At 73.7% G+C, this 26,935-nt stretch carries 25 protein-coding genes; 12 read left to right on the forward strand and 13 right to left on the reverse strand.

Annotation, left to right across the window (positions count from 1 at the left end):
* Positions 1–80 precede the first annotated feature (80 nt).
* Both ACWCQK_RS14080 and ACWCQK_RS14085 read left to right on the forward strand, forming a co-directional pair.
* A complete protein-coding gene (locus ACWCQK_RS14080; RefSeq protein ID WP_451155370.1) occupies positions 81–1,157 on the forward strand; it encodes a SpoIIE family protein phosphatase in 1,077 nt (358 codons plus the stop codon).
* Positions 1,154–2,950, forward strand: a complete 1,797-nt coding sequence (locus ACWCQK_RS14085) for a PP2C family protein-serine/threonine phosphatase (RefSeq protein WP_451155371.1) — start codon at positions 1,154–1,156, stop codon at positions 2,948–2,950. The genes ACWCQK_RS14080 and ACWCQK_RS14085 overlap by 4 nt, the downstream gene beginning before the upstream one ends.
* Positions 2,951–3,102: 152 nt before the next feature.
* Here ACWCQK_RS14085 and ACWCQK_RS14090 read toward each other — a convergent pair whose 3' ends face one another.
* The gene (locus ACWCQK_RS14090; protein WP_451155372.1) at positions 3,103–3,573 is read right to left on the reverse strand and encodes a MarR family winged helix-turn-helix transcriptional regulator; all 471 of its coding nucleotides are present in this window, start codon (positions 3,571–3,573) and stop codon (positions 3,103–3,105) included.
* Positions 3,574–3,868: 295 nt separating this feature from the next.
* On the opposite strand from ACWCQK_RS14090, the gene ACWCQK_RS14095 reads away from it, so the two are divergent.
* The gene (locus ACWCQK_RS14095) at positions 3,869–5,236 is read left to right on the forward strand and encodes an NAD(P)/FAD-dependent oxidoreductase (RefSeq protein WP_451155373.1); all 1,368 of its coding nucleotides are present in this window, start codon (positions 3,869–3,871) and stop codon (positions 5,234–5,236) included.
* A gap of 64 nt (positions 5,237–5,300) precedes the next feature.
* Complete coding sequence (locus tag ACWCQK_RS14100) at positions 5,301–7,574, forward strand: FUSC family protein (protein WP_451155374.1); 2,274 nt, start codon at positions 5,301–5,303, stop codon at positions 7,572–7,574.
* Between the two features lie 6 nt (positions 7,575–7,580).
* On the opposite strand, the gene ACWCQK_RS14105 is transcribed toward ACWCQK_RS14100, so the two are convergent.
* The 3 genes from ACWCQK_RS14105 to ACWCQK_RS14115 form a co-directional block, all read right to left on the reverse strand.
* Positions 7,581–8,420, reverse strand: a complete 840-nt coding sequence (locus ACWCQK_RS14105) for a DUF1206 domain-containing protein (RefSeq protein WP_451155375.1) — start codon at positions 8,418–8,420, stop codon at positions 7,581–7,583.
* 87 nt (positions 8,421–8,507) lie between these two features.
* Positions 8,508–9,371, reverse strand: a complete 864-nt coding sequence (locus ACWCQK_RS14110) for a SigB/SigF/SigG family RNA polymerase sigma factor (protein WP_451155376.1) — start codon at positions 9,369–9,371, stop codon at positions 8,508–8,510.
* A gap of 253 nt (positions 9,372–9,624) precedes the next feature.
* Positions 9,625–10,089: an ATP-binding protein gene (locus ACWCQK_RS14115; RefSeq protein WP_451155377.1), complete on the reverse strand. Its 465-nt coding sequence runs from the start codon at positions 10,087–10,089 to the stop codon at positions 9,625–9,627.
* A gap of 349 nt (positions 10,090–10,438) precedes the next feature.
* On the opposite strand from ACWCQK_RS14115, the gene ACWCQK_RS14120 reads away from it, so the two are divergent.
* Positions 10,439–10,666 (forward strand): hypothetical protein, encoded by a 228-nt coding sequence (locus ACWCQK_RS14120; protein WP_451155378.1) that lies wholly within the window; start codon positions 10,439–10,441, stop codon positions 10,664–10,666.
* A gap of 383 nt (positions 10,667–11,049) precedes the next feature.
* Complete coding sequence (locus ACWCQK_RS14125; protein ID WP_451155379.1) at positions 11,050–11,505, forward strand: cyclic nucleotide-binding domain-containing protein; 456 nt, start codon at positions 11,050–11,052, stop codon at positions 11,503–11,505.
* 23 nt (positions 11,506–11,528) lie between these two features.
* On the opposite strand, the gene ACWCQK_RS14130 is transcribed toward ACWCQK_RS14125, so the two are convergent.
* Both ACWCQK_RS14130 and ACWCQK_RS14135 read right to left on the reverse strand, forming a co-directional pair.
* On the reverse strand, positions 11,529–12,821 hold the full coding sequence (locus tag ACWCQK_RS14130; protein WP_451155380.1) for an MFS transporter: 1,293 nt from the start codon (positions 12,819–12,821) through the stop codon (positions 11,529–11,531).
* A gap of 206 nt (positions 12,822–13,027) precedes the next feature.
* Positions 13,028–13,642, reverse strand: coding sequence for a LysE/ArgO family amino acid transporter (locus tag ACWCQK_RS14135; RefSeq protein WP_451155381.1), 615 nt, complete (start codon positions 13,640–13,642; stop codon positions 13,028–13,030).
* Positions 13,643–13,732: 90 nt separating this feature from the next.
* On the opposite strand from ACWCQK_RS14135, the gene ACWCQK_RS14140 reads away from it, so the two are divergent.
* The gene (locus ACWCQK_RS14140) at positions 13,733–14,629 is read left to right on the forward strand and encodes a LysR family transcriptional regulator ArgP (protein WP_451155696.1); all 897 of its coding nucleotides are present in this window, start codon (positions 13,733–13,735) and stop codon (positions 14,627–14,629) included.
* Between the two features lie 448 nt (positions 14,630–15,077).
* Here the strand turns inward: ACWCQK_RS14140 and ACWCQK_RS14145 are convergent, their stop codons facing one another.
* The gene (locus tag ACWCQK_RS14145; RefSeq protein WP_451155382.1) at positions 15,078–15,779 is read right to left on the reverse strand and encodes a TetR/AcrR family transcriptional regulator; all 702 of its coding nucleotides are present in this window, start codon (positions 15,777–15,779) and stop codon (positions 15,078–15,080) included.
* 221 nt (positions 15,780–16,000) lie between these two features.
* On the opposite strand from ACWCQK_RS14145, the gene ACWCQK_RS14150 reads away from it, so the two are divergent.
* The gene (locus ACWCQK_RS14150; RefSeq protein ID WP_451155383.1) at positions 16,001–17,221 is read left to right on the forward strand and encodes a saccharopine dehydrogenase family protein; all 1,221 of its coding nucleotides are present in this window, start codon (positions 16,001–16,003) and stop codon (positions 17,219–17,221) included.
* Between the two features lie 111 nt (positions 17,222–17,332).
* Entirely contained in the window at positions 17,333–17,587 is a 255-nt protein-coding gene (locus ACWCQK_RS14155) for a WhiB family transcriptional regulator (RefSeq protein WP_451155384.1), read from the forward strand.
* A gap of 11 nt (positions 17,588–17,598) precedes the next feature.
* On the opposite strand, the gene ACWCQK_RS14160 is transcribed toward ACWCQK_RS14155, so the two are convergent.
* The 4 genes from ACWCQK_RS14160 to ACWCQK_RS14175 are packed head-to-tail and all read right to left on the reverse strand — an operon-like array spanning position 17,599 to position 22,354.
* Complete coding sequence (locus tag ACWCQK_RS14160; RefSeq protein ID WP_451155385.1) at positions 17,599–19,434, reverse strand: ATP-binding protein; 1,836 nt, start codon at positions 19,432–19,434, stop codon at positions 17,599–17,601.
* Positions 19,431–20,129, reverse strand: coding sequence for a response regulator (locus ACWCQK_RS14165; protein WP_451155386.1), 699 nt, complete (start codon positions 20,127–20,129; stop codon positions 19,431–19,433). Before ACWCQK_RS14165 ends, ACWCQK_RS14160 begins: the two co-directional genes overlap by 4 nt.
* An 18-nt stretch (positions 20,130–20,147) precedes the next feature.
* Positions 20,148–20,897, reverse strand: coding sequence for a L,D-transpeptidase family protein (locus ACWCQK_RS14170; protein WP_451155387.1), 750 nt, complete (start codon positions 20,895–20,897; stop codon positions 20,148–20,150).
* Between the two features lie 41 nt (positions 20,898–20,938).
* The gene (locus ACWCQK_RS14175; protein ID WP_451155697.1) at positions 20,939–22,354 is read right to left on the reverse strand and encodes a M1 family metallopeptidase; all 1,416 of its coding nucleotides are present in this window, start codon (positions 22,352–22,354) and stop codon (positions 20,939–20,941) included.
* 187 nt (positions 22,355–22,541) lie between these two features.
* Between ACWCQK_RS14175 and ACWCQK_RS14180 the strand changes: the two genes are divergently transcribed.
* Complete coding sequence (locus tag ACWCQK_RS14180; protein WP_451155388.1) at positions 22,542–22,892, forward strand: DUF488 domain-containing protein; 351 nt, start codon at positions 22,542–22,544, stop codon at positions 22,890–22,892.
* A gap of 30 nt (positions 22,893–22,922) precedes the next feature.
* Here the strand turns inward: ACWCQK_RS14180 and ACWCQK_RS14185 are convergent, their stop codons facing one another.
* The gene (locus ACWCQK_RS14185) at positions 22,923–24,596 is read right to left on the reverse strand and encodes an FAD-binding dehydrogenase (RefSeq protein WP_451155389.1); all 1,674 of its coding nucleotides are present in this window, start codon (positions 24,594–24,596) and stop codon (positions 22,923–22,925) included.
* 17 nt (positions 24,597–24,613) lie between these two features.
* Positions 24,614–25,258: a TetR/AcrR family transcriptional regulator gene (locus tag ACWCQK_RS14190; protein ID WP_451155390.1), complete on the reverse strand. Its 645-nt coding sequence runs from the start codon at positions 25,256–25,258 to the stop codon at positions 24,614–24,616.
* Positions 25,259–25,458: 200 nt separating this feature from the next.
* Here ACWCQK_RS14190 and ACWCQK_RS14195 point away from each other — a divergent pair, with 200 nt between their 5' ends.
* Together ACWCQK_RS14195 and ACWCQK_RS14200 are read left to right on the forward strand one after the other, a co-directional pair.
* Entirely contained in the window at positions 25,459–26,088 is a 630-nt protein-coding gene (locus tag ACWCQK_RS14195) for an alpha-ketoglutarate-dependent dioxygenase AlkB (protein WP_451155391.1), read from the forward strand.
* A 95-nt stretch (positions 26,089–26,183) separates the two neighbouring features.
* On the forward strand, positions 26,184–26,930 hold the full coding sequence (locus ACWCQK_RS14200; RefSeq protein WP_451155392.1) for an MBL fold metallo-hydrolase: 747 nt from the start codon (positions 26,184–26,186) through the stop codon (positions 26,928–26,930).
* Positions 26,931–26,935: the final 5 nt, after the last annotated feature.

The raw sequence follows: 26,935 nt of genomic DNA on the forward strand, positions 1-26,935 counted from the left end.
CCGGCCTCACCGCCTCCCGCGTCTCCTCCGCCCGCACGGCCCGCGCCGCCCGTTCCGCCCTCCGCACCCGAGGAGTCCTGATGGCCCGGCTCTGGGACGTACCGGTGCACGACTCGACGCGGGTGCGTGACGCGAGGGTCGCCGCCGAGGAGGCGGCGGCGCTCGCCGGCCTGGACGAGACGCGTACCGCCGCGGCGGCGCTGGTGGCCACCGAGCTGGCCACCAACCTGCTCAAGCACGGCGGCGGCGGACAGCTCCTGATCGACCTGGTCGCCCCGGCGGCGGCCGGCGAGGGCCGGGACGGCGACGACGTCGTGCAGATCGCCGCGGTCGACCACGGACCGGGCATGACCGATGTCCGAGCCGCCCTGCGTGACGGCTACTCGACGGCCGGCTCGCTCGGCGCGGGCCTGGGCACGTGCCGGCGCCTGGCCGACGACTTCGACCTGCACAGCGCCCCGGGCCGGGGCACGGTCGCGCTGGCCCGGATCGGCGCCACGCCCGGGAAGGCCGGGGGCGCCGCCGCCCTACCGGCCGCACCGCACGCCGGGGTACGGGCCGGCGGGGTGAACATCCCGTTCGCCGGTGCCGCCTACTCCGGTGACGCGTGGGCGTGGGTCCGGGCCGGCGACCGCCTGACCCTGATGCTGGCCGACGGGCTGGGCCACGGGCCGGAGGCGGCCCGCGCGTCGACGGCGGCGGTGCGGGCGCTGAGCCACGCGGCCCACCTGTCGCCCGCCGAACTGCTGGGTCGGCTCGACAGCGCGCTGCGCGGCACCCGTGGCGCGGCCGTCGCCCTGGCCCAGCTGGACATGAGGGCCGGCTCGCTGACGTTCGCCGGCATCGGGAACATAGGAGCCCGGCTGCGCGAGGGCGACACCTGGCGTCACCTGCTGTCCCGGCCGGGGATCGTCGGCGTCCACCGTCCGACCACCCTGCCCGAGACCCGGCTGCCATGGGGTCCGGACCGGCTGTTGGTCCTGCACAGCGACGGACTGCCCAGCCGGTGGACCCCGCCGTCCGACCCCGCGCTCGTGCCGGCCGACCCGGCCGTCATGGCCGCCGTGACCGTGCGCGACGCCGGCAGCGCCGCCCGCCCGGTACGGGACGACACCGCCGTCGCCGTACTGGCCCCGAGCCCTGTGGAGCGCCCATGACGCGGGTCTGGCCGATCACCACCGTCACCGACGCGGCGCGGGCCAGGATCGCCACGGCCCGGATCGCCGCCGCGTGCGGCGTGCCGGTCCTGGAGCGCACGCGCCTGGTCGCCGCGCTCAGCGCCCGGCTGCGGCAGTGCCTCACCAAGGGCGGTACGTGGCGGCTCGTCCTGGACACGACGGCGTCGACGGCCCAGGAGCGGCTGTTGCGCGCGGTGGTGCACCCCTCCTGGGACGGGGAGCCGCCGTGGCGGATGACGGTCCGCTGCCCGGAGGCGGCCGGCCTCCCGGGCCCGGACGCCGCCGTTCCCGACGACCCCGACGTCCTCGCGGAAGCCCTGCTCGGCGCCGACGAGGACACGGCGCTGGTCCTGGAGCAGCTCGCGGGCCAGGAGGAGCTGGTGGCCTACCACCGGGAGGAACTGCACCAGACGAACCAGGGCGTCCTCGCGCTCCACGCCGAACTGGACGCGGCCGGACGGGCTCAGCGCGAGGCGTTCGCCGCCGAACGCGCCGCGCACGAGGAGGCGGAACGCGCCCGCCGTCGGCTGACGTTCCTGGCGGACGCGAGCGCCGTGCTGACCGCCTCCCTGAACCACGACGAGATCGTGCGCCGGCTCCCGGACCTGCTGGTGCCCGAGTACGCGCGTGGCGTCGACGTCTGGCTGTTCGACGCGGACGACGACAGACGGTTCCCCGGCGAGCCGCCGTTCGAGGCCGGCCCGCGGCTGCTCGGGGCCGGGCCGCGCCGCCCGTCCCCGCATCCGGCCGCCGCCGTGCTCGCGGCCCGTACCGGACGGCCCCAGTACGCCGCCGACCACTCCGGCGGACTGCCCGGCGTCGACGACCGGCCGCCCTCGGCCGCGGACCCGGCCGGGCCCCTGCTGCACGTCCCGCTGCCGACCCGGCACGCGCCCCTGGGCGTGCTGACGCTCTCCCCGCCCGGCGGGCGCTGGGACCCGGACGACGCCGTGATGCTCATCGAGCTGACCCGCCGGGCGAGCATCGCCATCGACAACGCCCGGCGTTTCGAGCACAACCGGGACATCGCCGAGACCCTGCAACGCGCCCTGCTCACCGACCTGCCCACCACACCGGGCCTGCGCCTCGCGGCGCGCTATCTGCCGGCCACCTACGGGCTGAACATCGGCGGGGACTGGTACGACGCCTTCCGCCAGCCCGACGGCAGCCTGATCACCGTGATCGGTGACGTGACCGGGCACGGGCTGCGCGCCGCGGTCATGATGAGCCAGTTGCGCACCGCGCTGCGCGCCTACGCCGTCGACGGGGGCAGTCCCGGCCAGTTGCTGACCCGGCTGCACGTGTTCCTGCACCATCTCCAGCCCGATCTGTACGCCACCGCGGTCATCGCGCGCTTCCACCCCGACGACCCGACGCTGACCTGGGCCGCCGCCGGCCATCCGCCGCCGGTGCTGCGCACCCCCGACGGGCGGGCGCAGGTGCTCGACGCCCGGCCCGGCGCGATGCTGGGCATCCCGCTGAAGCAGGAGATCGCCGACCACACCGTGCGCCTCACGCCGGGCTCCACGCTGGCGTTGTACACGGACGGGCTGGTGGAGCGGCGCGCCCAGGGCATCGACCCGGGCATCGAGCGCCTGGCGGCGGCGCTGGAGGCGTTCGGGTCCGAGGAACTGGACGCGGACCTGGCCGGGTCCGCGGACCGGATGCTGCGTCCGCTGCTGAGCGACTCCGAGCGGGACGACGACGTATGCCTGCTGCTGTGTCACATCGACAGCCGGACCGGGCGGCCACACGGCCCGTCGACGTCCTGACCCGGCGGTCGCGCTCGACTACGTCCTGACCCGGCGGACTCGCCCGTCGACGTCCTGACTCGGCTGCCACGCCCGTCGACGTCCTGACCGAGCGGTCGCGCCCGTCGACGTCCTGCCCGCGCGGCAACCGCGTGTCGACCATGTCGACCGCGTCAACCGACCGCGGTGGGGCCGGTGTCCGCGTGCGCGTGGAAGGCGAACAGGCCCTGTTCCAGGGCCGCGCACTGGCCGGGGGTCATCGTCGCGAACACGGCGGCCATCCGCAGGACGCGGTGCTCGGTGACGTCCGCGAGCAGGCGTCTGCCCCGGGCGGTCACCACGAGCCGTATCTCGCGCCGGTTGTGCGGCTGGACGGACCGTTCCAGCAGGCCCGCGGTCTCCAGCCGGTCGCACAGCCGGCTCGCGGTGGGCAGCCCGACGTCCAGATCCTCGGCCAGCGCGGTCAGGTTGAGCTCGGGGCGCCGCTGTATCGTGCGCAGCGCCAGCAGCTGACGTACGGGCAGGTGGGGCGTGACGTCCTCGGCCGCGGCGAACCAGCACGACACGAGGCTCTCCACGGCGTCGGCGACCCGCCGGGCGACCTGGTCCCGCTCGTCGCCGGGGCCCGCCTGTGAGCAGCCCACGTCAGTTCCCTCCGGCCACCGCGCCCGTCCTTGAGGTCGGCCTACCCGAACGATCCCCGGGTACACGGCCCGCGGCCGGACCGGAACACACGTGGATCGCCCGCACTTCGCCGCTCCCCACGCGCCCCGGCCCTCGAACAGGCAGACTGGGTCTTCGTTCATTCGTCTGCATGCCGCACCCGGCTGGCGGGAGGACCTCGGGCGCGGTGGGATCGAGAGGTGCGAAGCAGCGATCGACGGGCACGCGAATGACGTCGAGGCAGACCGCCTGGAGCCGCAGAAGGGATGAACCAACGTGACACAACCCAGGATCCTGGTGGTGGGCGCGGGCTTCGCGGGGGTGGAGTGCGTGCGACGCCTGGAGCGCAAACTCGCTCCCGGCGAGGCCGACATCACCCTGGTGACACCGTTCGCCTATCAGCTCTACCTGCCGCTGCTGCCCCAGGTCGCCTCCGGGGTGCTGACACCCCAGTCGATCGCCGTCTCCCTGCGTCGCAGCAGGAAGTACCGCACGCGGATCATTCCCGGCGGTGCCATCGGCGTGGACCTCAAGGCCAAGGTCTGCGTCATCCGCACCATCACCGACAAGATCGTCGACGAGCGGTTCGACTACATCGTGCTCGCCCCCGGCAGCATCACCCGCACCTTCGACATCCCCGGGCTGACCGATCACGCGTTCGGCATGAAGACGCTGGCGGAGGCCGCCTACATCCGTGACCACGTCATCTCCCAGCTGGACCTCGCCGACGCCAGCGACGATCCGGTGGAGCGTGCCTCCCGGCTGCAGTTCGTGGTGGTCGGCGGCGGTTACGCGGGCACCGAGACCGCCGCCTGCCTGCAACGGCTGACGCACAGCGCCGTCAAGCGCTACCCCAGGCTGGACCCGTCCCTGATCAAGTGGCACCTGATCGACATCGCCCCGAAGCTGATGCCCGAGCTGGGCGACAAGCTCGGCCGCAGCGCCCAGGAGATCCTGACCAGGCGTGGGATCGAGATCTCCCTGGGCGTCTCGATCGCCAAGGCCGGTCCCGAGGAGGTCACCTTCACGGACGGCCGGGTGGTGCCCACCCGCACCCTGATCTGGACGGCGGGTGTGGTCGCCAGTCCGCTCGTCGGCACGCTCGGCGCGGAGACGGTCCGCGGGCGGCTCGCGGTCGGCGCGGACATGAGCCTGCCCGGACACGACGGCGTGTTCGCGCTCGGCGACGCGGCCGCCGTGCCCGACCTGGCCAAGGGCGTGGAGGACGCGGTCTGCCCGCCGACGGCCCAGCACGCCATGCGGCAGGGCCGGCACGTCGCGGACAACGTCATCGCGACCCTGCGCGACCAGCCCCTGAGCCCGTACGTGCACAAGGACCTCGGCCTGGTCGTCGACCTCGGCGGCAAGGACGCCGTCTCCAAGCCGCTGGGCATCGAGCTGCGCGGGCTGCCGGCCCAGGTGGTGGCGCGCGGCTACCACTGGTCGGCGCTGCGCACCTTCGTCGCCAAGACCCGCGTGCTGACGAACTGGACGCTCAACGCGGTCGCCGGGGACGATTTCGTCCGCACCGGCTTCCAGACCCGCAGGCCGGCCCGGCTGAAGGACTTCGAGTACACCGACAGCTACCTGACGCCCGAACAGCTGCGGGCGCACGTGATCGAGGCGGACGCGGCGCGACCGTGACCTGGCGCGCGGCACGCGCGCGTGCCGCGCGGCGGAGCGGAGCGGCGGGAGAGAGTACGGCGGCGTGAGGTCAGCTGAACGATCGGTCCGGGCCCGGCTGAGGGACCATGTGGCGGCGTCCGATCCCGGGCTGCTGCGGCTCTCCGCCGGGCTGCGGACGGTGGGCGCGCTCGCCCTGACCCTCGCCGCGCTCGCCCTGCTGCGGGCCGGTGTCCCGCAGCTGGTGGCGGGCGCGGTCGCGGCGATGGTCGCCACGTTCGCCATCCGGGAGAAGCGGCGCGACCGGCAGGCCCTCACCCTCGCGGCGGGCCTGCCGGTGGCCCTGGTCTCGGTGACCCTGGGCGCGGTGCTGAGCTCCCGGGTCGTGCTGGGCGACCTCTTCTTCGTCGTGCTCATCTTCTGCGCCGTGTACAGCCGCCGGTTCGGCGAACGCGGCACGGCGCTCGGACTGATCGGCTTCCAGGTCTACTTCCTCTCCCTGTTCGTCGGCGCCACGGTCCCCGCGCTGCCGACGCTGTGGGTCACCCTCACCATCGCGTTCGTGGCCAGTGCCGTGGTGCGGTTCGCGCTCGTGCCGGAGACCCCGCAGCGCGTGCTCGACCGGCTGCGGCAGGCGTTCCGGGCCCGCTTCGCGCAACTGGTGTCCGCGCAGCTCGAACTGCTCGACGCCGGACCCGACGACATCGAGAAGACTCTGGGGCACCTGCGCGGTGGCACCGCGCGCCTGCACGACACGGCGATGATGATCCAGGGCCAGCTGGAGGACGGCACGTCCGACGAGGCGGTGGCGCGGCAGGTACAGCGCCGGATCGCGGACGCCGAGGTCGCCGCCGAGCGGCTGGGACTCCTGCTGCTGACCGCGCGCGGTACCGAGCGCGCGGACACGCTCACCCTGCACCTGCCCGGCGCGCCCGCCCCGCCGGGCGGCGGCCTGCTGGTGCGGGAGCAGGGGACGGACACCCTGCGCCGGGACCTTCAGGCGCTGCGCATGCTGGTCCAGCGGCCGGTCTCGGGAGACGCGGGGACCGCGCCCGCCCACGTGCGCAACCGGCTGCTGGGCTACCGGGACGAGGAGAGCCTGCCGTCCGCCTCCCCCGCCGTCCAGGACGTCTTCCGCGGGATCGGCGAGGCCGCCCGGGCGGTGCTCGGGCTGCGGACGGCTCTCGACGGGCCGCAGGACGAGTCCGACGACACCCCTTCGACGACCCGCTCCCGTGAGGAACTGGAGGCCGAGGACGCGGCCATCGCCGGTGCCGAGGAGCACGAGGCGCGGGAGGAGGTGGCCACCGGGCTGAAGCGGCCCACCACGCGGACGGCCGTGCAGGTCGCCGTCGGGTCGGCGCTGGCCATCGTCGGCGGGGAGTTCCTCTCCGACCAGCGCTGGTACTGGGCCGTGCTGACCTGCTGGATCGTCTTCATCAACACGACGTCCACCGGCGAGATCGTGGTCAAGGGCTCCCGTCGGCTGGTGGGCACCGTGCTGGGCGTGGTGGCGGGCATCGGGCTGGCGGGACTGGTCGGGCACCACACCTGGCCGGCCTTCGCGCTGGTGCTGGTGTGCGTCTTCGCGATGTTCTACACGGCTCCGCTGTCGTACACGCTGATGTCGTTCTTCGTGACCGCGGCGCTGGGGGTGCTCTACACCCTGCTGCACACCTACAGCCTGTCGGTGCTCGTGCTGCGGGTGGAGGAGACGGCGCTCGGCGCGGCCTGCGGGGTGATCGCGGCGGCGGTGGTGCTGCCGGTGGGCACGGACCGCCGCACCGACGAGCTTCTCGTCACCGTCCTCGACCGGCTGGCCGAGATGACGGACGCGGCGGTCGGGCAGCTCAGCGGCGGGGGCGCGGACGATCTGCTGGACAAGTCGCGCGAACTGGACCAGGCGCTGGCCGATCTGCGGTCCGCCGCCCTGCCGCTGACGCATCCGGTCACTCCGCTGCGGACCCGGCGCAGCACCGCCCAGTACGTGGTCGCGCTGCTGGAGACGTGCGCCTATCACGCCCGGACGCTGGCGGCGGCCGCGGAGCAGTTGCCCACCCACCCGTCGATCGCGGCGGACCCGCGGCTGCGGCGGGCGGGGCGGCGTGTGGTGCACAACATCGCGACGATCGCCGCGCACGTCGGGGACCAGGACGTCACCACCGAGGTGGAGGTGGAGACCGGCCCTTCCATCGCCTCGCTGCTGGGGCCCGACCGCACGCCCCGGTACGGCCGGATCACCGACCGGGTGCTGCGCCATCTCCAGCGCCTGGACGAGGCGGTGGTGGGCCTGGCCCGGCCACTGGGCGTTCCGGTGGCGACCCCCGCCACCGGCGCCGCCCCCGTCGCCCAGGGATGAGAGCCGTCAGACCCGGCGCCAGCGGGCCAGCGCGAAGGAGAAGACTCCGAACAGGGCGAGACCGGCCGCGACGCACCCCAGCAGCGCCGGGCCCAGCGGGGTGCCGGCGAACGAACGGAGCGTGTCGTCGATCCCCTTGGCGCGGTCGGGGTCGTAGTCGATGGCGGCCCGGATGGCGAAGGCGCCGGCCGCGGCGAACACGAGTCCGCGGGCCGCGCCGCCGCCCACGCCCGTCACGTCGACGGTGCGCCGGGCCCAGCGTGGCATCTCGCCGAGGTTCAGCTTGTCGCGGTAGGAGCGCATGACGGCGCGGGCCCCGATCCAGACGCCCGCCACGACGATCCCGGCCCCGACCACGCCGACGATCCACTGCCCCGCGGGAAGCTCGAGCACCCGGGCGGTGACGTCCTTGGACTGCTTGTCGCTGGATCCGCTCCCGGTACCGCTCGATCCCGCCGCGAACGACAGCACCGAGTAGGCGACGGTGGTGTAGAAGACGCAGCGCACGACCGACAGCAGTCGTTTGCTCGCCTTGCGCCCGTCCGGCCCGACCGAGCCGAAGACCGCCTCGGACAGCCGCCAGAGCGCCATGCCGACCACTCCGATGCCCAGCACCCAGAGCAGTACGGCGCCGAAGGGTTTGTCGGCGAGTTCGGCGAGGGCGCCGCCGCGGTCCGCCTGGCGTTCTCCGTCGCCCAGGGCGATCTGGAGCGCGAGCACGCCGACGAGCAGATAGATGACCCCGCGTGCGCAGAGCCCCGCCCGGGCGGCACCCTCCGTCGCGGATCCCTTCGCCACGCGCTCGGCCTCGTTGCGGCCGCCTCGTGCACTGACTGTCGTGTCCATACGGTCCTCCTGGCATCCGGCTTCCCCGGCAGCGACGGGTCACACGCGCGGCGCCGGCCCGCGAGGCGTGGACGCTAGGGGTCCGGCTCAGCCGGTGGTGTCGCGCCGGCCGGCCCGGGGCCGGCTCCCGCGCTGCTCCAGCGCCTCGTCGCGCACCCGGGCACAGCTGCGGCTGATGAGCCGCGACACGTGCATCTGGGAGATGCCCAGCCGGTCGGCGATGCGGCTCTGCGTCATGTCCTCGAAGAAGCGCATGTAGAGGATCGCGCGGTCGCGTTCGGGCAGCTGCCGCAGGCTTTCCTTGGCGGCCTCGCGGTCGACCACGACGTCGTACGACGTGTCCGAGGTGCCCAGGGTGTCCGCCAGGCTGTAGCCGTCGTCGGCGGAGGACAGCTCGGCGTCCAGCGAGAGGGTGCTGAAGCTCTCCATCGCCTCCATGCCCGCGCCGACCTCGTCCTCCGTCAGTCCGGTGTGGGCGGCGATGTCGGCGACCGAGGGTTCGGGGGCACCCGGACTCTGGGTGATCTCGCGGCGGGCGACGCGCACCTTGTTGCGCAGTTCCTGCACTCGGCGGGGCACGCGCAGCGCCCACATACGGTCGCGGAAGTGCCGTTTGACCTCGCCGGTGATGGTGGGCACGGCGTAGCTCTCGAAGGCGCCACGGGACGGGTCGAACCGGTCCACGGCCTTGACCAGTCCCAGCGCGGCCACCTGCCGCAGGTCCTCCAGCGACTCGCCGCGCTCGCGGAAGCGGCCGGCGATCCGGTGGGCCATGGGCAGCCAGGCCGCGACGAGTTCGTCGCGGACGGCGTCCCGCTCCGGCCCGTGCTCCAGCTCCGTCAGACGGCGGAACCGGGCCACGGTGTCGGGGCTGTCGTCATGGTGCCGCCCGGCGGGCGGGGTGGGGCGATCGGAGGCGTCATGGCTGCTTGTCGATATGTCGATGAGCATTGCAGAATCGCTCCTGATCAGGTGATTTCAGGGGATTTGCCGAGGACGACGGGTCCGCCCGGACGGGGCCCTGAGGCGCCGGGGCGTACCGCTCCCATCGGCGCGCCTCCGGTCCGAAGCACGAACCATCGTCTGCCCGACCTTCCTGGGGACAAACTCGGCGCCGCCGGGCCCGGTTGGGCTTGGCCGGATCCGGATGCGGCCCGGTCCGAGTCGGCCCGGCTCAGGCGGCTCGGTCCGGCTCGGGCGCGCGTCAGAAGAGAGGCACCACGGCGGTGATCTGCTTGCCGCCCGCGGGCAGGTCCGACACGCGCACGTCCCGCGCGAGCCTGCACACGATCGGCCAGCCACGCCCGCCGGGCCGGCAGCGCCCACGGGGGCCGGTGGAGGGAGTGAACACCGGCAGCCGCTCGCTGCGGTCGCGGACGGACACCCGCACACTGCGCCCTTCCACGCCGACGTCGAACCCCGTGACCCCACCACCGTGCAGGATGGCGTTGGTCGTCAGTTCCGAGGCGACGAGCAGCGCGTCGCCGAGGGCGTTCTCGTCGTACGGCGACCCCGCCGCCCGGCACTCCCGGTCCACCACCCGCCGTACGGCGGTGCGGACGTCGGCCGGGCACCAGGGCCGCCTGTCGCCGGACCCGCCCGGGCCGCACGGGTCGTCCGGGCCCCGGACGGGATCCGCGAGATGTCCGGTCGACTGCTTGGCACGCATGGTCTCGCTCCCTGAGTGATCGGTGATCTGGCGATCTCTTGATCCGTGACCACGTTGATCCGTGACCACGTGATCCGTGGTCCGTGACCTCGTGATCGTGACCTCGTGATCGTGACCTCGTGATCCGTGATCCGTGGCTTCGCGATCGTGGCCTCGACGTCCGTGATGGCCTCGTGGCCCGTGATCTCGTGATGGGCGATCGAGGAAGCAACCGGGACCGGACCGGACCGCCCCGCCCGGAATCGGCGGATCCTCCTCTGTTCGGCTGACCTGAAGCAGAGCCGCCAAACCTGCCGTCCCCGAGCGAAAGCACCGTCATCGACGGGCGGAACGGGGGTAGTCGGACGACATGACGGATGTCGTGGACTCGGACGAGCTGGTGCGCCGTATGCAGCGAGCCAGGAACTGCGCCCAGCAGGAGGCGCGGACCTGGCAGGCACGGAGCGGGGACCTGAGGGCGACGGATCCGGACGGGGCGCGCGAGGCGGCCGTACGGACGCTGGCCTATGAGGCGGTGATCAGGGTGATGGACGAGATCCTCACCCCCGGCAGGCATCGCGAGGGGGCCGGTGAGTGAAACAGGTCACCCAACCCGGTCCTGGTTGGGTGAATCCCCGCATGATGGTTTAGCGTTCATCCATACGTGGTGGCGGGGTCGACCGTACCGTCCTCCGCACACCACCGCGTGACGGCCCTGGCTGGCCTCCCCCGTCCAGCCAGGGCTTTTCCATGCCCCGGACCGGGGAGTACGGCCCTTGGCCGGTTGAACGGCGGGTGTCCTGGGTAACTGCCTCTACCACCCCCACCCGCGTGCCGGCCCACGTCCTGCGGCGCTGGTCCCGCCGAAGTGCCCGAGGCGTCGGCAACGGCTGAAATGGGGCGTAGGGGAAGTCACCGGGAGCGGTGGCACACCGCCGAGCGGCCGACCTCCCTCCACTTCGCCGGGGAGGAGCCCCGTCCATGACCAGAGCGACCAAACTCCTGACCTCCCTGCCCCCGTCCCAGCGGCTGCGCCTGATGTCGCTCGCGCGGGAGGTCTCCTTCCCCGAGGACACCCGGATCTTCGAGTCGGGCGGCACGGCCGACCGCTTCTGGGTGATCCGCTCGGGTGCCGTCTCCCTCGACCAGCACGTCACCTCCGCCCAGCGGGTGACGGTGGCCGGCCTCGGGGCGGGCGACCTGCTCGGCTGGTCCTGGCTGTTCCCGCCGTACGTGTGGGACTTCGGCGCGGAGGCCTTCAGCCCGGTGCGCGCCTACCAGTTCGAGGCGCAGCCGGTGCGGGAGCTGTGCGACGCGGAACCGGAGCTCGGGATGGCGCTGATCCGGACCGTCGCCGAGATCCTCGCCCACCGGCTGGAGATCACCCGGGGCAAACTGATGGAGCAGTACACCGTGCGCCGCCGCAGCGCCCTGTAGCGGTCACGGCGCGGGGCAGGGCCTCAGACGCGGTAGCGGCGCAGGGCGGGCACCGCGGCCGCCAGACCCAGCATGACCACCACGACCAGCAGGCCGCCGCCCGCGACGGCCGTGCCGGGCCCGAAGGCCGAGCCCGCCGTGCCGTGCAGCACGTCGGCGACCCGCGGGCCGCCCGCGACCACGACCGTGAAGACACCCTGCATCCGGCCGCGCATCTCGTCGGTGGCGGCGGACAGCAGGATCGCGCCGCGGAACACCATGGAGACCATGTCGGCGACCCCCGCGACGGCCAGGAACACCACCGCGAGCCACAGGTTGCGGCTCAGCCCGAAGCCGGTGATGGCGGCACCCCAGGCCACGACCGCGCCGATCACCATCCAGCCGTGCCGGCGGGCCCGGGAGAACGTGCCGGAGAACAGGCCGCCCGCCACCGCGCCGATCGGGATCGCCGCGAACAGCAGCCCCAGCGCGAGCCCCTCGCCGTAGGGGGCGTAGGTCTCGGCGGCGAGCTGCGGGAACAGGGCGCGGGGCATGCCGAAGACCATGGCGACGATGTCGGCCACGAACGACAGCAGCAGCACCTTGTGCGCGGCGAGATAGCGGAACCCGGCCACGATCTCCCGGACGCCGGCGCGGCGCGCCACGGCCGCGAGCGGCGGCAGCGAGGGCAGCTGGTGGACCGCCCACACCGTGACGCACAGCGCGACCGCGTCGATGAGATACAGCTCGGGCAGACCGATGACGGGGATGAGGACGCCGGCCAGCAGCGGTCCGACCACCTGTCCGGTCTGCATGACGGTCGAGCCGAGGGCGTTCGCGGCGGCCAGTTCGCCCTCGGGGACCAGCCGGGCGATGGAGGCGTTGCGGGCCGGTGCGTTGAGGCCCCAGAACGCCTGCTGTACGGCCAGCAGGACCATCAGCGCCACCACGGACCCGAGCCCGACGACCGCCTGGACCCAGAACAGGAGCGAGGTGACGGCTATCCCGATGTTGGTGATCAGGAGCAGCTTGCGCCGGTCGACGGTGTCGGCGACCGCACCGCCCCACAGCGCGAACACGATCAGGGGCAGCAGTCCGGCGAGGCTCGCGGCGCCGACCCAGGCCGAGGAGCCGGTGATGTCGTAGATCTGCTTGGGCACGGCGACGGCGGTGAGCTGGCTGCCGACGGCCGTGACGATCGTCGACGTCCACAGCCGGCGGTAGGCCGGGCGGCGCAGGGGGCGGGTGTCCATGGCCCAGCGGCGCCAGCCGTGCCGGGGCGGCGCCGGATCCGGGGCCGCTGTCGGTGACTCGGTACTGCTCTCGCTGGTGTCCACGGGGTTCCTGGTTGCTCGTTACATCTTTCGGGTCCGGGGATCACTATCGCAGCACCGGCAGGGGCTTCGGAGCCCGCGGTCCCGGCCGCCGGAGAATCGCGCGCGTCCTGGTGCCCGCGTCTCCGGCGGTGCCGCCGGAGGCGCACCGGCTCGGGCGCTGCGGCTCCGGCGCACCGGCTCCAGCGCTCCGGCTCCGGCGCTCCGGCTCAGCTGCCGGCGATGAGCAGGGCGCCGAGGGTGATCATGGTCGCGGCCACCAGGCCGTCCAGGACACGCCAGGACGCGGGCCTGGCCAGGAAGCGGGAGAGCAGTCGGGCGCCGAAGCCGAGTGCGGCGAACCAGCACAGGCTGGCGCACGCGGCACCGAGTCCGAAGGTCCAGCGCAGCGGGCCCCGGTCGGCGGCGACGGACCCGAGCAGGAAGACGGTGTCGAGGTAGACGTGCGGGTTGAGCCAGGTCAGCGCCAGGCAGGTCAGCACGGCCCGCCGGAGTGACCCCGGTCCCGGACCGTCCGTGCGCAGCGCGTCGCCCGGCCGCAGGACCCGGCGGGCGGCGAGGGCGCCGTAGCCCAGCAGGAACGCGCCACCGATCCAGCCGACGACGGTCAGCGCCCCCGGCCACGCCACCACCAGGGCGCCGACGCCACCGACCCCGAGCGCGATCAGGGCGGCGTCGGACAGGGCGCAGATGCCGACGACGGCGAGGACCGCGTCGCGGCGGATCCCCTGGCGCAGGACGAACGCGTTCTGGGCGCCGATGGCGACGATGAGCGAGAGACCGGTGCCGAATCCGGCGGCCGCGGCGGCCAGGGAGCTGTGCATGACCCCGACGCTAGGGAAGAGATCACTGGACGTACAGCTAAAGATTCTTACGTATCATTAGCGCTCGTGAAGGTTGACGTGGGGCTGGGCATGCCGGAGCTGCCCCTCGACCAGGTACGGACGCTGCTGGCCGTGGTGGACGAGGGCACGTTCGACGCGGCGGCCGCCGCGCTGCATGTGACGCCGTCGGCGGTGAGTCAGCGGGTGAAGGCGCTGGAACAGCGCACCGGGCGGGTGCTGCTGATGCGGACCAAGCCGGTGCGGCCGACCGAATCGGGCGAGGTCGTCGTCCGGTTCGCCCGCCAACTCGCCCGGCTGGAGCGGGACGCGCGCGCCGAGCTCGGGATGAGCGGCGCCGGTGAACCGACCCGGGTGACGGTCGCGGTCAACGCCGACTCGCTGGCGACCTGGTTTCTCCCGGCGCTCTCCCGGGTCCCGCGGGAGCCCCGGCTCTGCTTCGAACTGCGCCGCGAGGACGAGACCCGCACGGCGGCGCTGTTGCGCGAGGGGCTGGTGATGGCCGCGGTGACCTCGTCGGCCGAGCCGGTCGCCGGGTGCTCGGTCCGCGCCCTGGGCACCATGCGCTACCTCGCGGCGGCCTCCCCCGACTTCGCGGCACGGTATCTCGGCGGCCCCCTCGACGAGGCGCTCGCGGCCGCGCCGGTCGTGACCTTCGACCGGCGGGACGACCTCCAGGACGCGTTCGTCCGCGGCCTGCGCCGGGGCCACGCCGGCGCGAGTCCCGTACGGCACTTCGTCCCCACGTCGGAGGGCTTCGTCGCGTCCGTGTGCGCCGGCCTCGGCTGGGGGATGGTGCCGGAGGTGCAGGCGGCGCCGCTGCTGAGGACCGGCCGCCTCGTGCGTCTCGCGCCGGACGGCGTGGTCGACGTTCCGCTCCACTGGCAGCAGTGGAAGCTCGACTCCCCGGCCCTGGCAGCACTGGCCGAAGCGGTGACGGCCACGGCGGCGGAAACGTTGAGCGCATAGCGCAGGCGCCGGCCGGCCCCGGCGGGCGGGGAGGCCCGGGGGCCTGGGGGCCGGAGGCCCGGGGGGCCGGAGGCCCGGGGGGCCGGAAGCCCGGGGGCCCGGAAGCCCGGGGGCCCGGAAACCGGGAGGGCCGGAAGCCCAGAGGCTCGGAAGCCCGGGAGGGCCGGAAGCCCGGGAGGCCCAGGGGCCCGGGGGCCGGGAGGCCCGGAGACCAGGAGGCCCGGAGACCGGGAGGCCGGGAGGCCGGGAGGCCGGGAGGCCCGGGGCCCGGGAGGCCCGGGGCCCGGGAGGCCGGGAGGCCCGGGGCCCGGGAGGCCGGGAGGCCCGGGGCCCGGGAGGCCCGGGGCCCGGGAGGCCCGGAGCGATCCGACAGCCCGCACGGCACGGCGGACCAAAGCATCGAACGCCGGACATCAGGCATCCGGCGAAACAGCGCCCCGCGCCGGCCTCACGTCGCGCGTAGGCGGCACTCCGCGCTGTCCAGGAGCATCTCCAGGGCCGTCGGATAGGCGCTGGTGACCATGCGGGTCGCCAGCAGGGGCGCCGCCTCGGCGATGCGCGGGTGGGTGGCGGCCGGCAGGTGGGCGTAGGTCGAGCGCCACTTGTCCTCGTCGGCGCGCAGCGCGGCGCGCGGCAGGGCGAGCGAGGCCGCGTCCAGGGCGGCGAAGGCGAGCGTCTGGTCGATGAAGGCGTGGTAGATCCGGACCGTGTCCGGCAGCGGGAAGCCGGCGGTGCGCAGGACGTCCAGGACGGCCTCGTCGGCGGCCAGTTCGTGGGTGCGGCCGGTGACCCGGCTCGCGGTGAGCAGGGCCGCCTGGGGGTGGGCGACGTAGGCGGCGTGGATGCGCAGCCCGATGGCGTGCAGGTCGCTCCGCCACTCCCCCGTCGGCCGCCAGCCGCGCAGGGCACGTCCGATGAGGGCGTCGCCGATGGCCAGGGTCAGATCGTCCATGCCCCGGAAGTAGCGGTAGAGCGTGCTCGGGTCGCAGTCCAGGGCCAGGCCGAGGCGGCGGGCGGAGAGCCCGGCGCCGCCGTGTTCGCCGAGCATCCGCAGCGCCGTGTCGACGATCAGCCGCTCGGACAGCACGGTGCCGCCCCTGGTGGGCCGACGTCGGCGCCGCTTCTCCTCGGGGACCACCGGTTTGGGCATCGCCGTCTCCTCCTGGGCGTCTCGCTCCCGCGTCGGGCGCGGTGCGCCCCGCGCCCGAGGGCCATGTGTCCGACGCCCCGCGCCCGAGCGCCCTGGGCCCGAGCGCCTCCCGTCCCGCGCCTCACACCCTTACGCCAACGCCATTGACCTTACGACGGCGGGAGGCGTTGTATCTCGGCCGGGGCCCCCGTCATTCGTTCACCCGAGAAGGAGATCTCGTCATGCGTGTTCTGCTCGTGGGAGCCGGCGGTGTGGGTACCGCGATCACCCGGATCGCGGCCCGGCGGCCGTTCTTCGACACGACGGTGGTGGCCGACCACGACCCGGCCCGCGCCGAGGCCGCGGTCGCGGCCCTCGGCGACGACGGGGCGCGCTTCCGCGCCGAGCGGGTCGACGCCGGCGACGAGGCCGCGGTGGCCGCGCTGCTGCGCCGGCACGGCTGTGACGTGCTGGTGAACGCCACCGACCCGCGCTTCGTCGAGCCTCTGTTCCGGGCGGCCCGCGGCGCGGGCGCGACCTATCTCGACATGGCGATGTCGCTCTCCCGGCCGCACCCCGAGCGGCCGTACGAGGAGTGCGGGGTCAAGCTCGGCGACGCGCAGTTCGCGCGGGCGGCCGAGTGGGAGAAGGCGGGCGCCCTGGCGCTCGTCGGCATGGGCGTGGAGCCGGGCCTGTCGGACGTCTTCGCGCGGCACGCGGCCGACGAACTCTTCGACGAGATCGAGGAGATCGGCGTCCGCGACGGCGCGAACCTCACCGTCGACGGTCACGACTTCGCGCCGTCGTTCAACATCTGGACCACCATCGAGGAGTGCCTGAACCCGCCGGTGGTCTACGAGGCCGACCGCGGCTGGTTCACCACCGCGCCCTTCAGCGAGCCCGAGGTGTTCGACTTCCCCGAGGGCATCGGCCCCGTCGAGTGCGTCAACGTGGAGCACGAGGAGGTGCTGCTCGTGCCGCGCTGGGTCGACGCCCGCCGGGTCACCTTCAAGTACGGCCTCGGCGAGGACTTCATCCGCACACTGAAGACCCTGAGCCTGCTGGGTCTGGACCGCACCGAACCGGTGACCGTGCCGGGCCCGGACGGGCCGGTCGCGGTCTCGCCTCGGGACGTCGTCGCCGCCTGCCTGCCGGACCCGGCGACGCTCGGCGAGCGCATGCGCGGCAAGACCTGCGCGGGCACCTGGGTGCGGGGCGTGAAGGACGGCGCGCCGCGTGAGGTGTACCTCTACCACGTGGTCGACAACGAGTGGTCGATGGCGGAGTACGGCTGCCAGGCGGTGGTGTGGCAGACCGCGGTCAACCCGGTCGTGGCCCTCGAACTCCTCGCCACGGGCGCCTGGTCGGGCTCCGGCGTCCTCGGTCCGGAGGCCTTCCCGGCCCGCCCGTTCCTGGACCTGCTGACCGCGTACGGCTCGCCGTGGGGGATGCGGGAACACTGACTCCCGCACCACGGAACACCGTTGTCCTGTTTGGCACCGCGTCGACAGGTGACCCGAAGGCGAGTAATTCATCTTCAAGGGCGCAAACGACCTGGATCGCAGGTGACTTTGATGGACGACTGGCGAGCACACGCCGCGTGCAGCACGGAGGACCCGGACCTCTTCTTCCCGATCGGCACCTCCGGGCCGTCGCTGCTCCAGACGGAACAGGCGAAGGCCGTCTGCCGACGCTGTCCCGTCCAGGAGCGGTGTCTGGAGTTCGCGCTCGACACCGGGCAGGCCCTCGGTGTCTGGGGCGGCACGAACGAGACGGAACGGCGGGCGCTGAAGCGCCGGCTGGACGTCCGGCGGCGCCGCTCGGGCTAGCCCGAGCGGTGTCAGACCTCCTCCGGTGCCGGGGCCGCCGGCAGCCGGAGGGTGAAGGTGGCGCCGGCACCGGGTTCGCTCGCGGCCTCGGCCGTGCCGTCGTGCGCGGCGACCAGGTGCCGGACGATGGCCAGACCGAGGCCGCTGCCTCCGGTGCGGCGGCTGCGGGACTTCTCGGCGCGCCAGAAGCGGTCGAAGACGTGCGGCAGGTCGTCGGCGGCGATGCCGCCGCCGGTGTCGGCCACCTGGAGGACGACGCCCTCGCCGGCCCGGCGGGCGGTCAGGGTGACCGTCCCCCCGGCCGGGGTGTGGCGCAGCGCGTTGGAGACCAGGTTGCCGAGGACCTGGCGCATCCGGACCGGGTCGGCGTCGAGCCACGGGTCACCTTCGGCCGCGGTGCGCAGCCCGACGTCGGCCGCGTCGGCCGCCACCCGATGGGCGGCGGCGACCTGGGCGAGCAGGTCCGCGGCGCTCAGCGGTTCGCGGTGCAGGCGCAGGGTGCCGGCGTCGGCGGCCGCGAGGTCCTGGAGGTCGTCGATGACGCGTTGGAGGACCACGGCCTCCTCGTGCAGGGAGGCGAGCAGCGCCGGGTCGGGGGCGACGAGGCCGTCGCGGGTGACCTCGAGCCAGCCGCGGATGTTGGTGAGCGGGGTGCGCAGCTCGTGGGCGATGTCGCTGACCAGGGCCTTGCGCTGGACCTCCAGGCGTTCCCGGCGGTCGGCCAGTTCGTTGAAGGCGAGGGCGAGGATGCCGGTCTCGTCCCGGGTGGTGACGGGCACGCGGACGTACCGCTCCGGCGGCTGCTGGGCCGCCGTGGTCAGGGCGCGCAGCGGCCGGACCAGCCGGGTGGCGACCACGGCGGTCACCGCGAAGGTGACGGCGAGCACCAGACCGGCCGCGCCAACGATCTTCGCCTTGTTGGCCGGGGACATGTCGAAGCGGGTGGCGCCGCCGCTTCCGCCGCCGAGGAACAGTTCGGCCGTCGGCGCGACGTACGGGTCGAGCTGGGCGCCGCGCGCGCTGTCGATGCAGGCCTGCATCTGGCCCGAGGCCTTGTCGAGGCCAGGTTTGCCGTAGGCCCCGAGGCCCGGGCGCACCCCGGCGCCCTGCGTGTCGCCCGAGGCGGGCGCGAGGTAGGGGACGATCCGGGGCAGGCCGTGCCGTTCCAGGCAGGGGGCCGCGAGGGTGCCCAGCGCCTGGAGTGCCTGGTTCTCGGTGGGGGTCGAGGTGTTGAGCTTGCCGTCGGCGCAGGCCTCGGGCACGTAGTCGGAGCCCGTGGTCCCGTCCGGGTCGGTGAGGACGGGACGGCCGCTGGGCGTGCGCTCGATGGTGGTCGGGAGCCCGGCGCGGGCGAAGCACTTCTGCCGCAGCTTCGCCAGCCCGTCCAGCTTTCGCCGCTCGTCCGCCGGCAGCCGGTAGGGGCCCACCACCCGGGGGTCGATGCCGCTGAGCTGTGCGCCGGGCCGGCTGAAGGTGTCGGTGCGCAGGGGGTCGACGGTGGCGGCGGGGCGGGGCGGCAGGGAGGTGCCGCCGGACGCGGAGTCGGCGAGCGGGGCGCGGTCCGCGGTGGTCAGGGCGATCCGGCGGCCCGTGCGCGCGGACAGGGTGCGTACGGTCTTGCCGACGCCCTTCCAGTCGGGATGCGTGGCCGCGTATCCGCTCAGCTCGGCGAGGATGTCCATGTCGGTGGCGAGATCCTGCCCCTGTTCCTCGCGCAGGGCGCGGGTGGTGGTCTCCGCCGCCAGCCACGCCGTCGCCGCGACGGAGCACACCGCGATGAGTGCCGAGGCGATCAGCAGCCGGACCAGCAGCCGCTTGCGCAGGGGGATGTCGCCGCGACGCCTCACGCGCGGCCGCCGCCGAGCTTGTAGCCGATGCCGAACACGGTCAGCAGGCGGACCGGGCGGCGCGGGTCGGGCTCGATCTTGCGGCGCAGGTTCATGATGTGCACGTCCACGGCCCGTTCGGTGGAGGCCCGGTCGGCGCCGCGCGTGCACTCCAGCAGTTGCCGCCGGGAGAAGACCCGCTCGGGTTCGGCGGCCATGGCCAGCAGGATCTGGAACTCCGCGGGGGTGCACTCCACCGGCCGCCCGTCGCAGCGCACCTCGTGCCGGGCGGGATCGACCTCGATGCCGCCGGTCCGTACGACAGGGTTCTCGGAGCGGCCCTCACCGGACCGCCCGCCGCGTCGCAGGACGGTCCGGACACGGGCCATCAGCTCGCGCGGACTGTACGGCTTGGTCATGTAGTCGTCGGCGCCGATCTCCAGGCCGAGCAGGACGTCGTCCTCCTCGGAGCGCGCCGTGAGCATGAGCACCGGGATGTCGTCGTCCCGCCGGAGCACCCGGCACACCCCGAACCCGTCGATGACCGGCAGCATGAGGTCGAGCACGACGAGGTCGGGCCGCTGCCGCCGGGCGGCGTCGAGGGCGGCCCGGCCGTCGTGGACCACGGTCACGGTGTGGCCCTCGGCGAGCAGCGAGCGGCGGATGAGCTCGGCCTGCATCTCGTCATCCTCGGCCACCAGTACGAATGCGCACACAGGGCGGATCCTAAGCGGTCAGCGGGCGAGGGACGTCGCGTCGCCCATCACGACGACGGGGTGCCGATCGGGGTCGAGCGCCAGCAACAGGGCCCGCATATGGCCGCGGGAGACGCTCACACAGCCGTGGGTGGGGCCGCCGTGGTCGACGTGCAGCCAGATCCCTCCGCCGCGGCCCGCGCCGCGGGGGCGGGTCCAGTCGAGGGGCGAGGTACCGGGCTCGCGGTTGTAGTCGATGGCGATCACGTAGTCGAAGGAGCCGGTCAGCGGCTCGCCCTCGAAGCCGGTGCCGGGCGAGACGAACCCGGCCGAGCGGTCGTAGGGCAGCCGGGTTCCGGGGTCGGGCAGTCTCCCGCCGGCGTCGGTGAGGGTGAAGACGCCGACGGGCGAGTGCAGGTCCCCGGCGTGGTGGCGGTCGGTCCAGCCCCTGAGCGCGTTGTGGGCGGGCCGGCTCGGCCCGGCGTGCCAGCCCGCGTCGGTGCGCTCGTACACGACGACCGTGGACACCGGGGAGTCCACGGCGTGGCCGGTCACGACGACGGCCTGCCGGGTGCCCGGCGGTATGCGTTCCAGCGTCCTCGGTCCGAGGCCGGGCAGGTGCTCCGGGGCCGCCTCGGCCGAGGGCCGCGGCGGCGCGGGGGCGGGGGCGGCCGGGGCCGAGGCGGCGAGCGCCGCGCCCTCGCTCGCCGCGGCGCCACCGCCGCATCCGGTGACCAGCAGGGATGCGGCGGCGAACAGGGCGACGCGGGGGGTGGTGCGAGTGATCATGCGTCGACGATGGCCGACGTGTGTGAGGAACCCGTCAGGTTCTACGGCCTGTTCGGCTTGCCGCTGTCGTAGAGCCAGGTCTTGAACAGTTTGTCCAGGTTCTTTCCGGACGCGCGCTCCGCGAGGCGCTCGAACTGCGCGGTCGTGCCGTGCCCGGCGCGGTGCTCGCCGGCCCAGGCGCGCAGGATCCGGTAGAACGTCCGGTCGCCGACGGCGGTGCGCAGTTCGTGCAGGGCCATGGCGCCGCGCGCGTAGACGGGCGTGCCGAAGATGTCCGCGCCGCTGCCGGGGTCGGCGGGCGGGTACGCCCACAGGTCGTCGCCCGCCGGACGGGCGTACAGGGCGTCGAACGTCTTCTGCGCGCTGTCACCGCCGTGCTGCTCGCTGTAGAGCCACTCGGCGTACGTGGCGAAGCCCTCGTTGAGCCAGATGTCCTTCCAGCTGGTGAGGGAGACGGAGTCGCCGAACCACTGGTGGGCGCTCTCGTGGACGAGGGTGTCCAGGTCGGGCGCGGAGTCGTAGACGGGCCGCGTCTGGGTCTCCAGGGCGTAGCCCACGTCGGGGGCGTGGTCGACGATCGCGCCGGCGGCGCGGAACGGGTACGGGCCGAAGACCTTGCTCTCCCACTCCAGGACGGACGGCAGCTTCTTCAGCACGGGGGCGGCGGCGGTCGCCTCGCGCGGGTCGACGGCGTTGTAGACCTTGATGCCGTCGCGGGTGGTGTACTGCTCGACCTTGAACTTCCCCACGGTCGCCGTGGCGAGGTAGGCGGCCATGGGCTCGGACTGGCGCCAGCGATACGTCGACCTGCCGTGGGCGGTGCGCTTGCCGAGGTAGACGCCGTTGGCGACCGCGGCCCGTCCCTCGGGGACGGTGATGGTGAAGTCGTAGGAGGACTTGTCCTTGGGGTGGTTGTCGGCCGGGAACCAGGTCATGGCGCCCTGCGGCTCACCGGCGACGAACGCTCCGTCGTCGGTGGGGATCCAGCCGTCGAGGGAGCCGTCCGGGTCGGTGACGGGGCCGGGGGTGCCGCTGTAGGTGACGGTGACGCGGAACGCCTGGCCCTTGCGCAGGGCGTGGCGCGGGGTGACGACGAGTTCCTGTCCGCTGCGCCGGAAGGCCGCCTTGTCGCGGTCGACGGTGAGGCCGGTTATCTTCAGGCCCTTGAAGTCGAGGTCGAAGCGGGTCAGCCGCGCGGTGGCGCGGGCGGTGAGGACGGCCTTGCCGGTGAGATGGCGGCTCGCCGGGTCGTAGTCCAGGGTCAGTCCGTAGTGGCTGACGTGGTAGCCGCCGTTTCCGGCGTACGGGAAATAGGGGTCTCCGGCACCGGACGCGCCCGTGGTGCCCGCGCTCGCGGGCCCGGCGGTCGCGAGCAGGGCCGCGACGGCGACGGGGACGACCCCGACGACGGCCTTGCGGCCGAGGACGGTGCCACGTCCGGTGGACTGCTGCCGGATGTGCCTCACATGCGCTCCTCTGGGGGGGTGGCGATGATCAAACCCCCTCAGACTAGGGGCCGTCCGCCGGGGAGTCCCCCTCGTTCAGGTCAAGTCACACGGCGTCACCCGGCCTCCCCACACTACGCTCGGCAGCACTGACGTCCCCCGAGGATCCGTGCGTGCGACAGCGTGGAAAGGTCCGACCATGAGCGTGCGAGTGCGCCGCGTCTACGAACCACCTGAGGCCGACGACGGGATGCGGGTCCTGGTCGACCGGCTCTGGCCGCGCGGTCTGTCCAAGGACGCGGCCCGGGTGGACGAGTGGCCCAAGGGCCTCACCCCGTCCACCGAGCTGCGCCAGTGGTACCACGCGGGCGAGGGGTCGTACGAGGAGTTCAGCCGACGCTACGAGGCGGAGCTCGCCGCGCCGGAGGCGGCCGAGGTCCTCGGCCGGCTGCGCGAGTCGGCCGGTCAGGGACCCGTCACCCTGGTGACCGCCTCGAAGGCGGTCGGCGAGAACCACGCGACCGTCCTGGCCCGCCTCCTGGAGGCGTGAGGCCTCCGGGAGACGGGCCGTCCGGGCCGCTCAGGCGCTCTGCCGCGCCGCCGCGCGTCCCGCCGCCCGCCCCGAGAAGAGGCAGCCGCCGAGGAAGGTGCCCTCCAGGGCGTTGTAGCCGTGGACGCCTCCGCCGCCGAATCCCGCGACCTCGCCGGCCGCGTACAGACCGTCGATCGCGGTGCCGTCGGCGCCCAGCGCGCGGGAGTCGAGGTCGGTCTGGATGCCGCCGAGGGTCTTGCGGGTGAGGATGTGCAGCTTGACGCCCACCAGCGGGCCGGCCGCCGGGTCGAGGATCCGGTGCGGGGTGGCGACGCGGCCGAGCCGGTCGCCGATGTAGCGGCGGGCGTTGCGGATGCCCTGGACCTGGGAGTCCTTGCTGTAGGGGTTGGCGATCTGGAGGTCGCGGGCCTCGATCTGGCGGCGTATCCCGGCCGCGTCGAGCAGCGGCTTGTCGGTCAGCGCGTTCATCTTCTCGACCAGCCGCTCCAGGGTGTCGGCCACCACGAAGTCGGCGCCGTGCCGCACGAAGTCCGTGACGGGGCCGGGCGCGCCCTTGCCGAGCACCCGGTCGCGCAGGAACGCCTTGCGGTCCTTGGCGGTGATGTCGGGGTTCTGCTCGGAGCCCGACAGCGCGAACTCCTTCTCGATGATCTTCTGGGTGAGGATGAACCAGGAGTGGTCGTGTGCGGCGATGTCCTCGGTGGTGCGCAGGTGTTCGAGGGTGCCGAGGGTGTCGTAACCCGGCAGGCACGGGTCCGGCAGCCGGCGGCCCAGGGCGTCGAACCAGAGTGAGGACGGGCCGGGCAGGATACGGATGCCGTGGCCGGGCCAGATCGGGTTCCAGTTCCGCAGGCCCTCGGTGTAGTGCCACATCCGGTCGCGGTTGACCAGCCGTACGCCCGCCCCGGCGCTGATGTCGAGCATGCGTCCGTCGACGTACGCCGGTACACCGGTGACCATCTCGGCCGGGGGCGTGCCCAGCCGCTCGGGCCAGTAGCGGCGGACGATGTCGTGGTTGGCGCCGATGCCGCCGCTGGTGACGACGACGGCCTGGGCGGTGAGGTGGAAGTCGCCGACCGCGTCCCGGTTGGAGGCCACGCCGCGGGGCGAGTCGTCGTCGGCCAGGACGGTCCCGCGCACCCCGCGGGCGGCGCCGTCCTCGATGACGAGTTCGTCGACCTGATGACGGTGGTAGAAGGTCAGCAGTCCGTCGCGCGCGGCCTCCTTGGCGTACCGGGCGAAGGGCTCCACGACACCCGTGCCGGTGCCCCAGGAGATGTGGAAACGGGGTACGGAGTTGCCGTGCCCGTGGGCGCGCAGGTCGCCGCGCTCGGCCCAGCCCACCGTGGGCAGCAGCTTGATGCCGTGCCCCGCCAGCCAGGAGCGCTTCTCCCCGGCCGCGAACTCGACGTAGGCGCGCGCCCAGCGCACCGCCCAGGAGTCCTCGTCCTCGGTGCGGTCGAACCGCGCGCTGCCCTGCCAGTCGTTCCAGGCGAGGTCGACGGAGTCCTTGATGCCCAGCCGGCGCTGCTCCGGGGAGTCGACGAGGAACAGTCCGCCGAACGACCAGAACGCCTGGCCGCCCAGGTTGGCGGCGTTCTCCTGGTCGACCAGGGCGACGCGCCGGCCCCGGCTGGTGAGTTCGTGCGCCGCGACCAGGCCGGCGAGGCCCGCTCCGACGACGATGACGTCCGCGTCCATGGCGACCGTTTCCTTCCTCATCCGCCGCGCTGCGCGGCGGGCTTGTCGCTGCCGTCGGTGAGCAGCGCGGTGAGCAGTTGCTTCAGCCAGGCGCGGGCGCGCTCGACGTCCTTGTCCAGCAGCAGTTGGGTGGTGACTCCGTCGTACGCGGCGATCACCGCGTGGGCGGCCGCGTCGGCGTCACCGAGCACGGCGGGCAGTTCGGTGTGGCCACGGGCCCGGGCGAGCCGGTCGGCGACGGCCCGGCGCAGCCTGGCGCGGTGCTCCAGCAGGGTCTGCGCGACGGCCGCGTCACGGGCGGCGTGCACCAGGAAGTCCGTCTTCACCAGGAGCCAGTCCAGGTCGAGGAGGAGCACCTCGGTGACGCGGTCCACGGCGGCGGGCACGTCGAGATCCGGGCCGTCGAGGGCGAGCGCTCCGGCGACCTGGTCGGCGATGAGGTCGGCGCGCTCGCGGTAGAGCGCGAAGAACAGCTCGTCCAGGCTGCCGAAGTTCGAGTAGAAGGCACCCCTGCTGTAGCCGGCGGCCTCGCAGACCTCCTCGATCGAGACCCGCCCGAAGCCCTTGGCGGCGAACACCGAGAAGGCGGCGTCGAGCAGGTTGGCGCGGGTGCGCACCCGGCGCCTGGTGACGCGCCCGGTCGCCTGTGCCTCCGCCGCCATGTCCGGACCTCCGTTCGATACGCGAATGTATCCGATACATCAGTGCATCGAAAGGGTCGCGCGAGGAGCGGGTGGAATCCGCGGGGAGGTGACAGACGGGAGGCGGAGGGCGGGAGACGGAGGGCGGGAGACGGAGGGCGGGAGACGGAGGGCGGGAGACGCGTTGGAACATATTTTCGATTAAGGCGTACGCTGGACCCATGACCACGCACCTCCAGGGCTCGCTCTTCGACCAGACCGACCGGATGCGGCTCGGTCGGCTCGACGAGGCGCGCAGGACCGAGCTCGGGCACGGCGCCTGGATCGACGTGCTTCCCGGCTGGCTCGCCGGCGCCGACGCCCTGTTCGAACAGCTGGCGGCCGAGGTCCCGTGGCGTGCCGAGCGGCGGACGATGTACGACCAGGTCGTGGACGTACCCCGGCTGCTCGCGTTCTACGGCGCCGACGACCCGCTGCCCCACCCCGTGCTGACGCGGGCCCGCACCCAGCTCTGCGCGCGGTACGCCGACGAACTGGGCGAGCCGTTCACCACGGCCGGACTGTGCTACTACCGGGACGGCCGGGACAGCGTGGCCTGGCACGGCGACCGGATAGGCCGGGGCGCCCGCGAGGACACTATGGTCGCGATCCTCTCGGTGGGCACCCCCCGCGATCTGCTGCTGCGCCCGCTGCGCGGGGCCGGCGCCACCGTACGGCGTCCGCTGGGCCACGGCGACCTGATCGTGATGGGCGGCTCCTGCCAGCGCACCTGGGAGCACTGCGTACCGAAGACCGCGCGCGCCGCGGGACCACGGATCAGCGTGCAGTTCCGCCCGCACGGCGTGCGGTGAGGCACCCGCCACACGGACCACCCCACCGGCGGCGGAACCCCCGTGATCTGCTTTGCTGTCTTCCCAAGGCACGGACCTCACCACGCGGGACGATCATGCGGGCAGAAGTGCAGCACGTGGCGGACGGCACCTATCTGGTGCACGGCAGCAACACCAACTGGGTGATCCTCACCGAGGGGGACGCGGTCACCCTGATCGACACCGGCTATCCCGGGGACCGGCAGCTGCTGCTGGAGTCCCTCGCGGCGGTGGGGAGTTCCCCGGAGGCCGTCGCGGCGGTGCTGATCACCCACGCCCACAACGACCATCTGGGCTCCGCCGAGTACCTGCGCGCCGCCTTCGGCACGCCGGTCCTGCTGCACGAGGCCGAAGTGCCGCACGCGCGACGGGAGTTCCTCCAGCAGGTGACCGTGGGCGAGGTGCTGCGCAACGCGTGGCGTCCGGGTGTCCTGCCGTGGGTGGTGCACGCGCTGCGCTCCGGCGGCACCGAACAGCATCCCGTGACCGCGCCCGAGCCGTTCCCCGGCAGCGGCCCGCTGGACCTGCCCGGCCGGCCCGTGCCCGTGCACACTCCGGGCCACACGGTCGGACACGCCGTCTTCCATCTGCCCGACGCCGGGATCGTCGTCTCCGGCGACGCCCTGGTCAGCGGCCACCCCACCTCGCGGGTGCGGGGGCCCCAGCTGCTGCCCGACATGTTCCACCACGAACGTGCCCGGACCGTGGCCTCCCTGGACGTGATCGAGAACCTGTCCGCCGACCTGCTGCTGCCCGGACACGGCCCCGTGCACCGGGGGTCGGTGCGGGCGGCCGCACACCTGGCCCGGGAGCGCGCCGCCTAAGCTCG

The sequence above is a fragment of the Streptomyces sp. NPDC002306 genome, from assembly GCF_053593435.1.

Bases quoted from the DNA above. Each gene is read 5' to 3' on its own strand.
- ACWCQK_RS14080 (WP_451155370.1), top strand. From the start codon at position 81: ATGGCCCGGCTCTGGGACGTACCGGTGCACGACTCGACGCGGGTGCGT.
- ACWCQK_RS14085 (WP_451155371.1), top strand. From the start codon at position 1,154: ATGACGCGGGTCTGGCCGATCACCACCGTCACCGACGCGGCGCGGGCC.
- ACWCQK_RS14105 (WP_451155375.1), bottom strand. From the start codon at position 8,420: ATGGACACGACAGTCAGTGCACGAGGCGGCCGCAACGAGGCCGAGCGC.
- ACWCQK_RS14110 (WP_451155376.1), bottom strand. From the start codon at position 9,371: ATGCTCATCGACATATCGACAAGCAGCCATGACGCCTCCGATCGCCCC.
- ACWCQK_RS14115 (WP_451155377.1), bottom strand. From the start codon at position 10,089: ATGCGTGCCAAGCAGTCGACCGGACATCTCGCGGATCCCGTCCGGGGC.
- ACWCQK_RS14120 (WP_451155378.1), top strand. From the start codon at position 10,439: ATGACGGATGTCGTGGACTCGGACGAGCTGGTGCGCCGTATGCAGCGA.
- ACWCQK_RS14125 (WP_451155379.1), top strand. From the start codon at position 11,050: ATGACCAGAGCGACCAAACTCCTGACCTCCCTGCCCCCGTCCCAGCGG.
- ACWCQK_RS14135 (WP_451155381.1), bottom strand. From the start codon at position 13,642: ATGCACAGCTCCCTGGCCGCCGCGGCCGCCGGATTCGGCACCGGTCTC.
- ACWCQK_RS14140 (WP_451155696.1), top strand. From the start codon at position 13,733: ATGCCGGAGCTGCCCCTCGACCAGGTACGGACGCTGCTGGCCGTGGTG.
- ACWCQK_RS14145 (WP_451155382.1), bottom strand. From the start codon at position 15,779: ATGCCCAAACCGGTGGTCCCCGAGGAGAAGCGGCGCCGACGTCGGCCC.
- ACWCQK_RS14150 (WP_451155383.1), top strand. From the start codon at position 16,001: ATGCGTGTTCTGCTCGTGGGAGCCGGCGGTGTGGGTACCGCGATCACC.
- ACWCQK_RS14155 (WP_451155384.1), top strand. From the start codon at position 17,333: ATGGACGACTGGCGAGCACACGCCGCGTGCAGCACGGAGGACCCGGAC.
- ACWCQK_RS14170 (WP_451155387.1), bottom strand. From the start codon at position 20,897: ATGATCACTCGCACCACCCCCCGCGTCGCCCTGTTCGCCGCCGCATCC.
- ACWCQK_RS14180 (WP_451155388.1), top strand. From the start codon at position 22,542: ATGAGCGTGCGAGTGCGCCGCGTCTACGAACCACCTGAGGCCGACGAC.
- ACWCQK_RS14185 (WP_451155389.1), bottom strand. From the start codon at position 24,596: ATGGACGCGGACGTCATCGTCGTCGGAGCGGGCCTCGCCGGCCTGGTC.
- ACWCQK_RS14190 (WP_451155390.1), bottom strand. From the start codon at position 25,258: ATGGCGGCGGAGGCACAGGCGACCGGGCGCGTCACCAGGCGCCGGGTG.
- ACWCQK_RS14195 (WP_451155391.1), top strand. From the start codon at position 25,459: ATGACCACGCACCTCCAGGGCTCGCTCTTCGACCAGACCGACCGGATG.
- ACWCQK_RS14200 (WP_451155392.1), top strand. From the start codon at position 26,184: ATGCGGGCAGAAGTGCAGCACGTGGCGGACGGCACCTATCTGGTGCAC.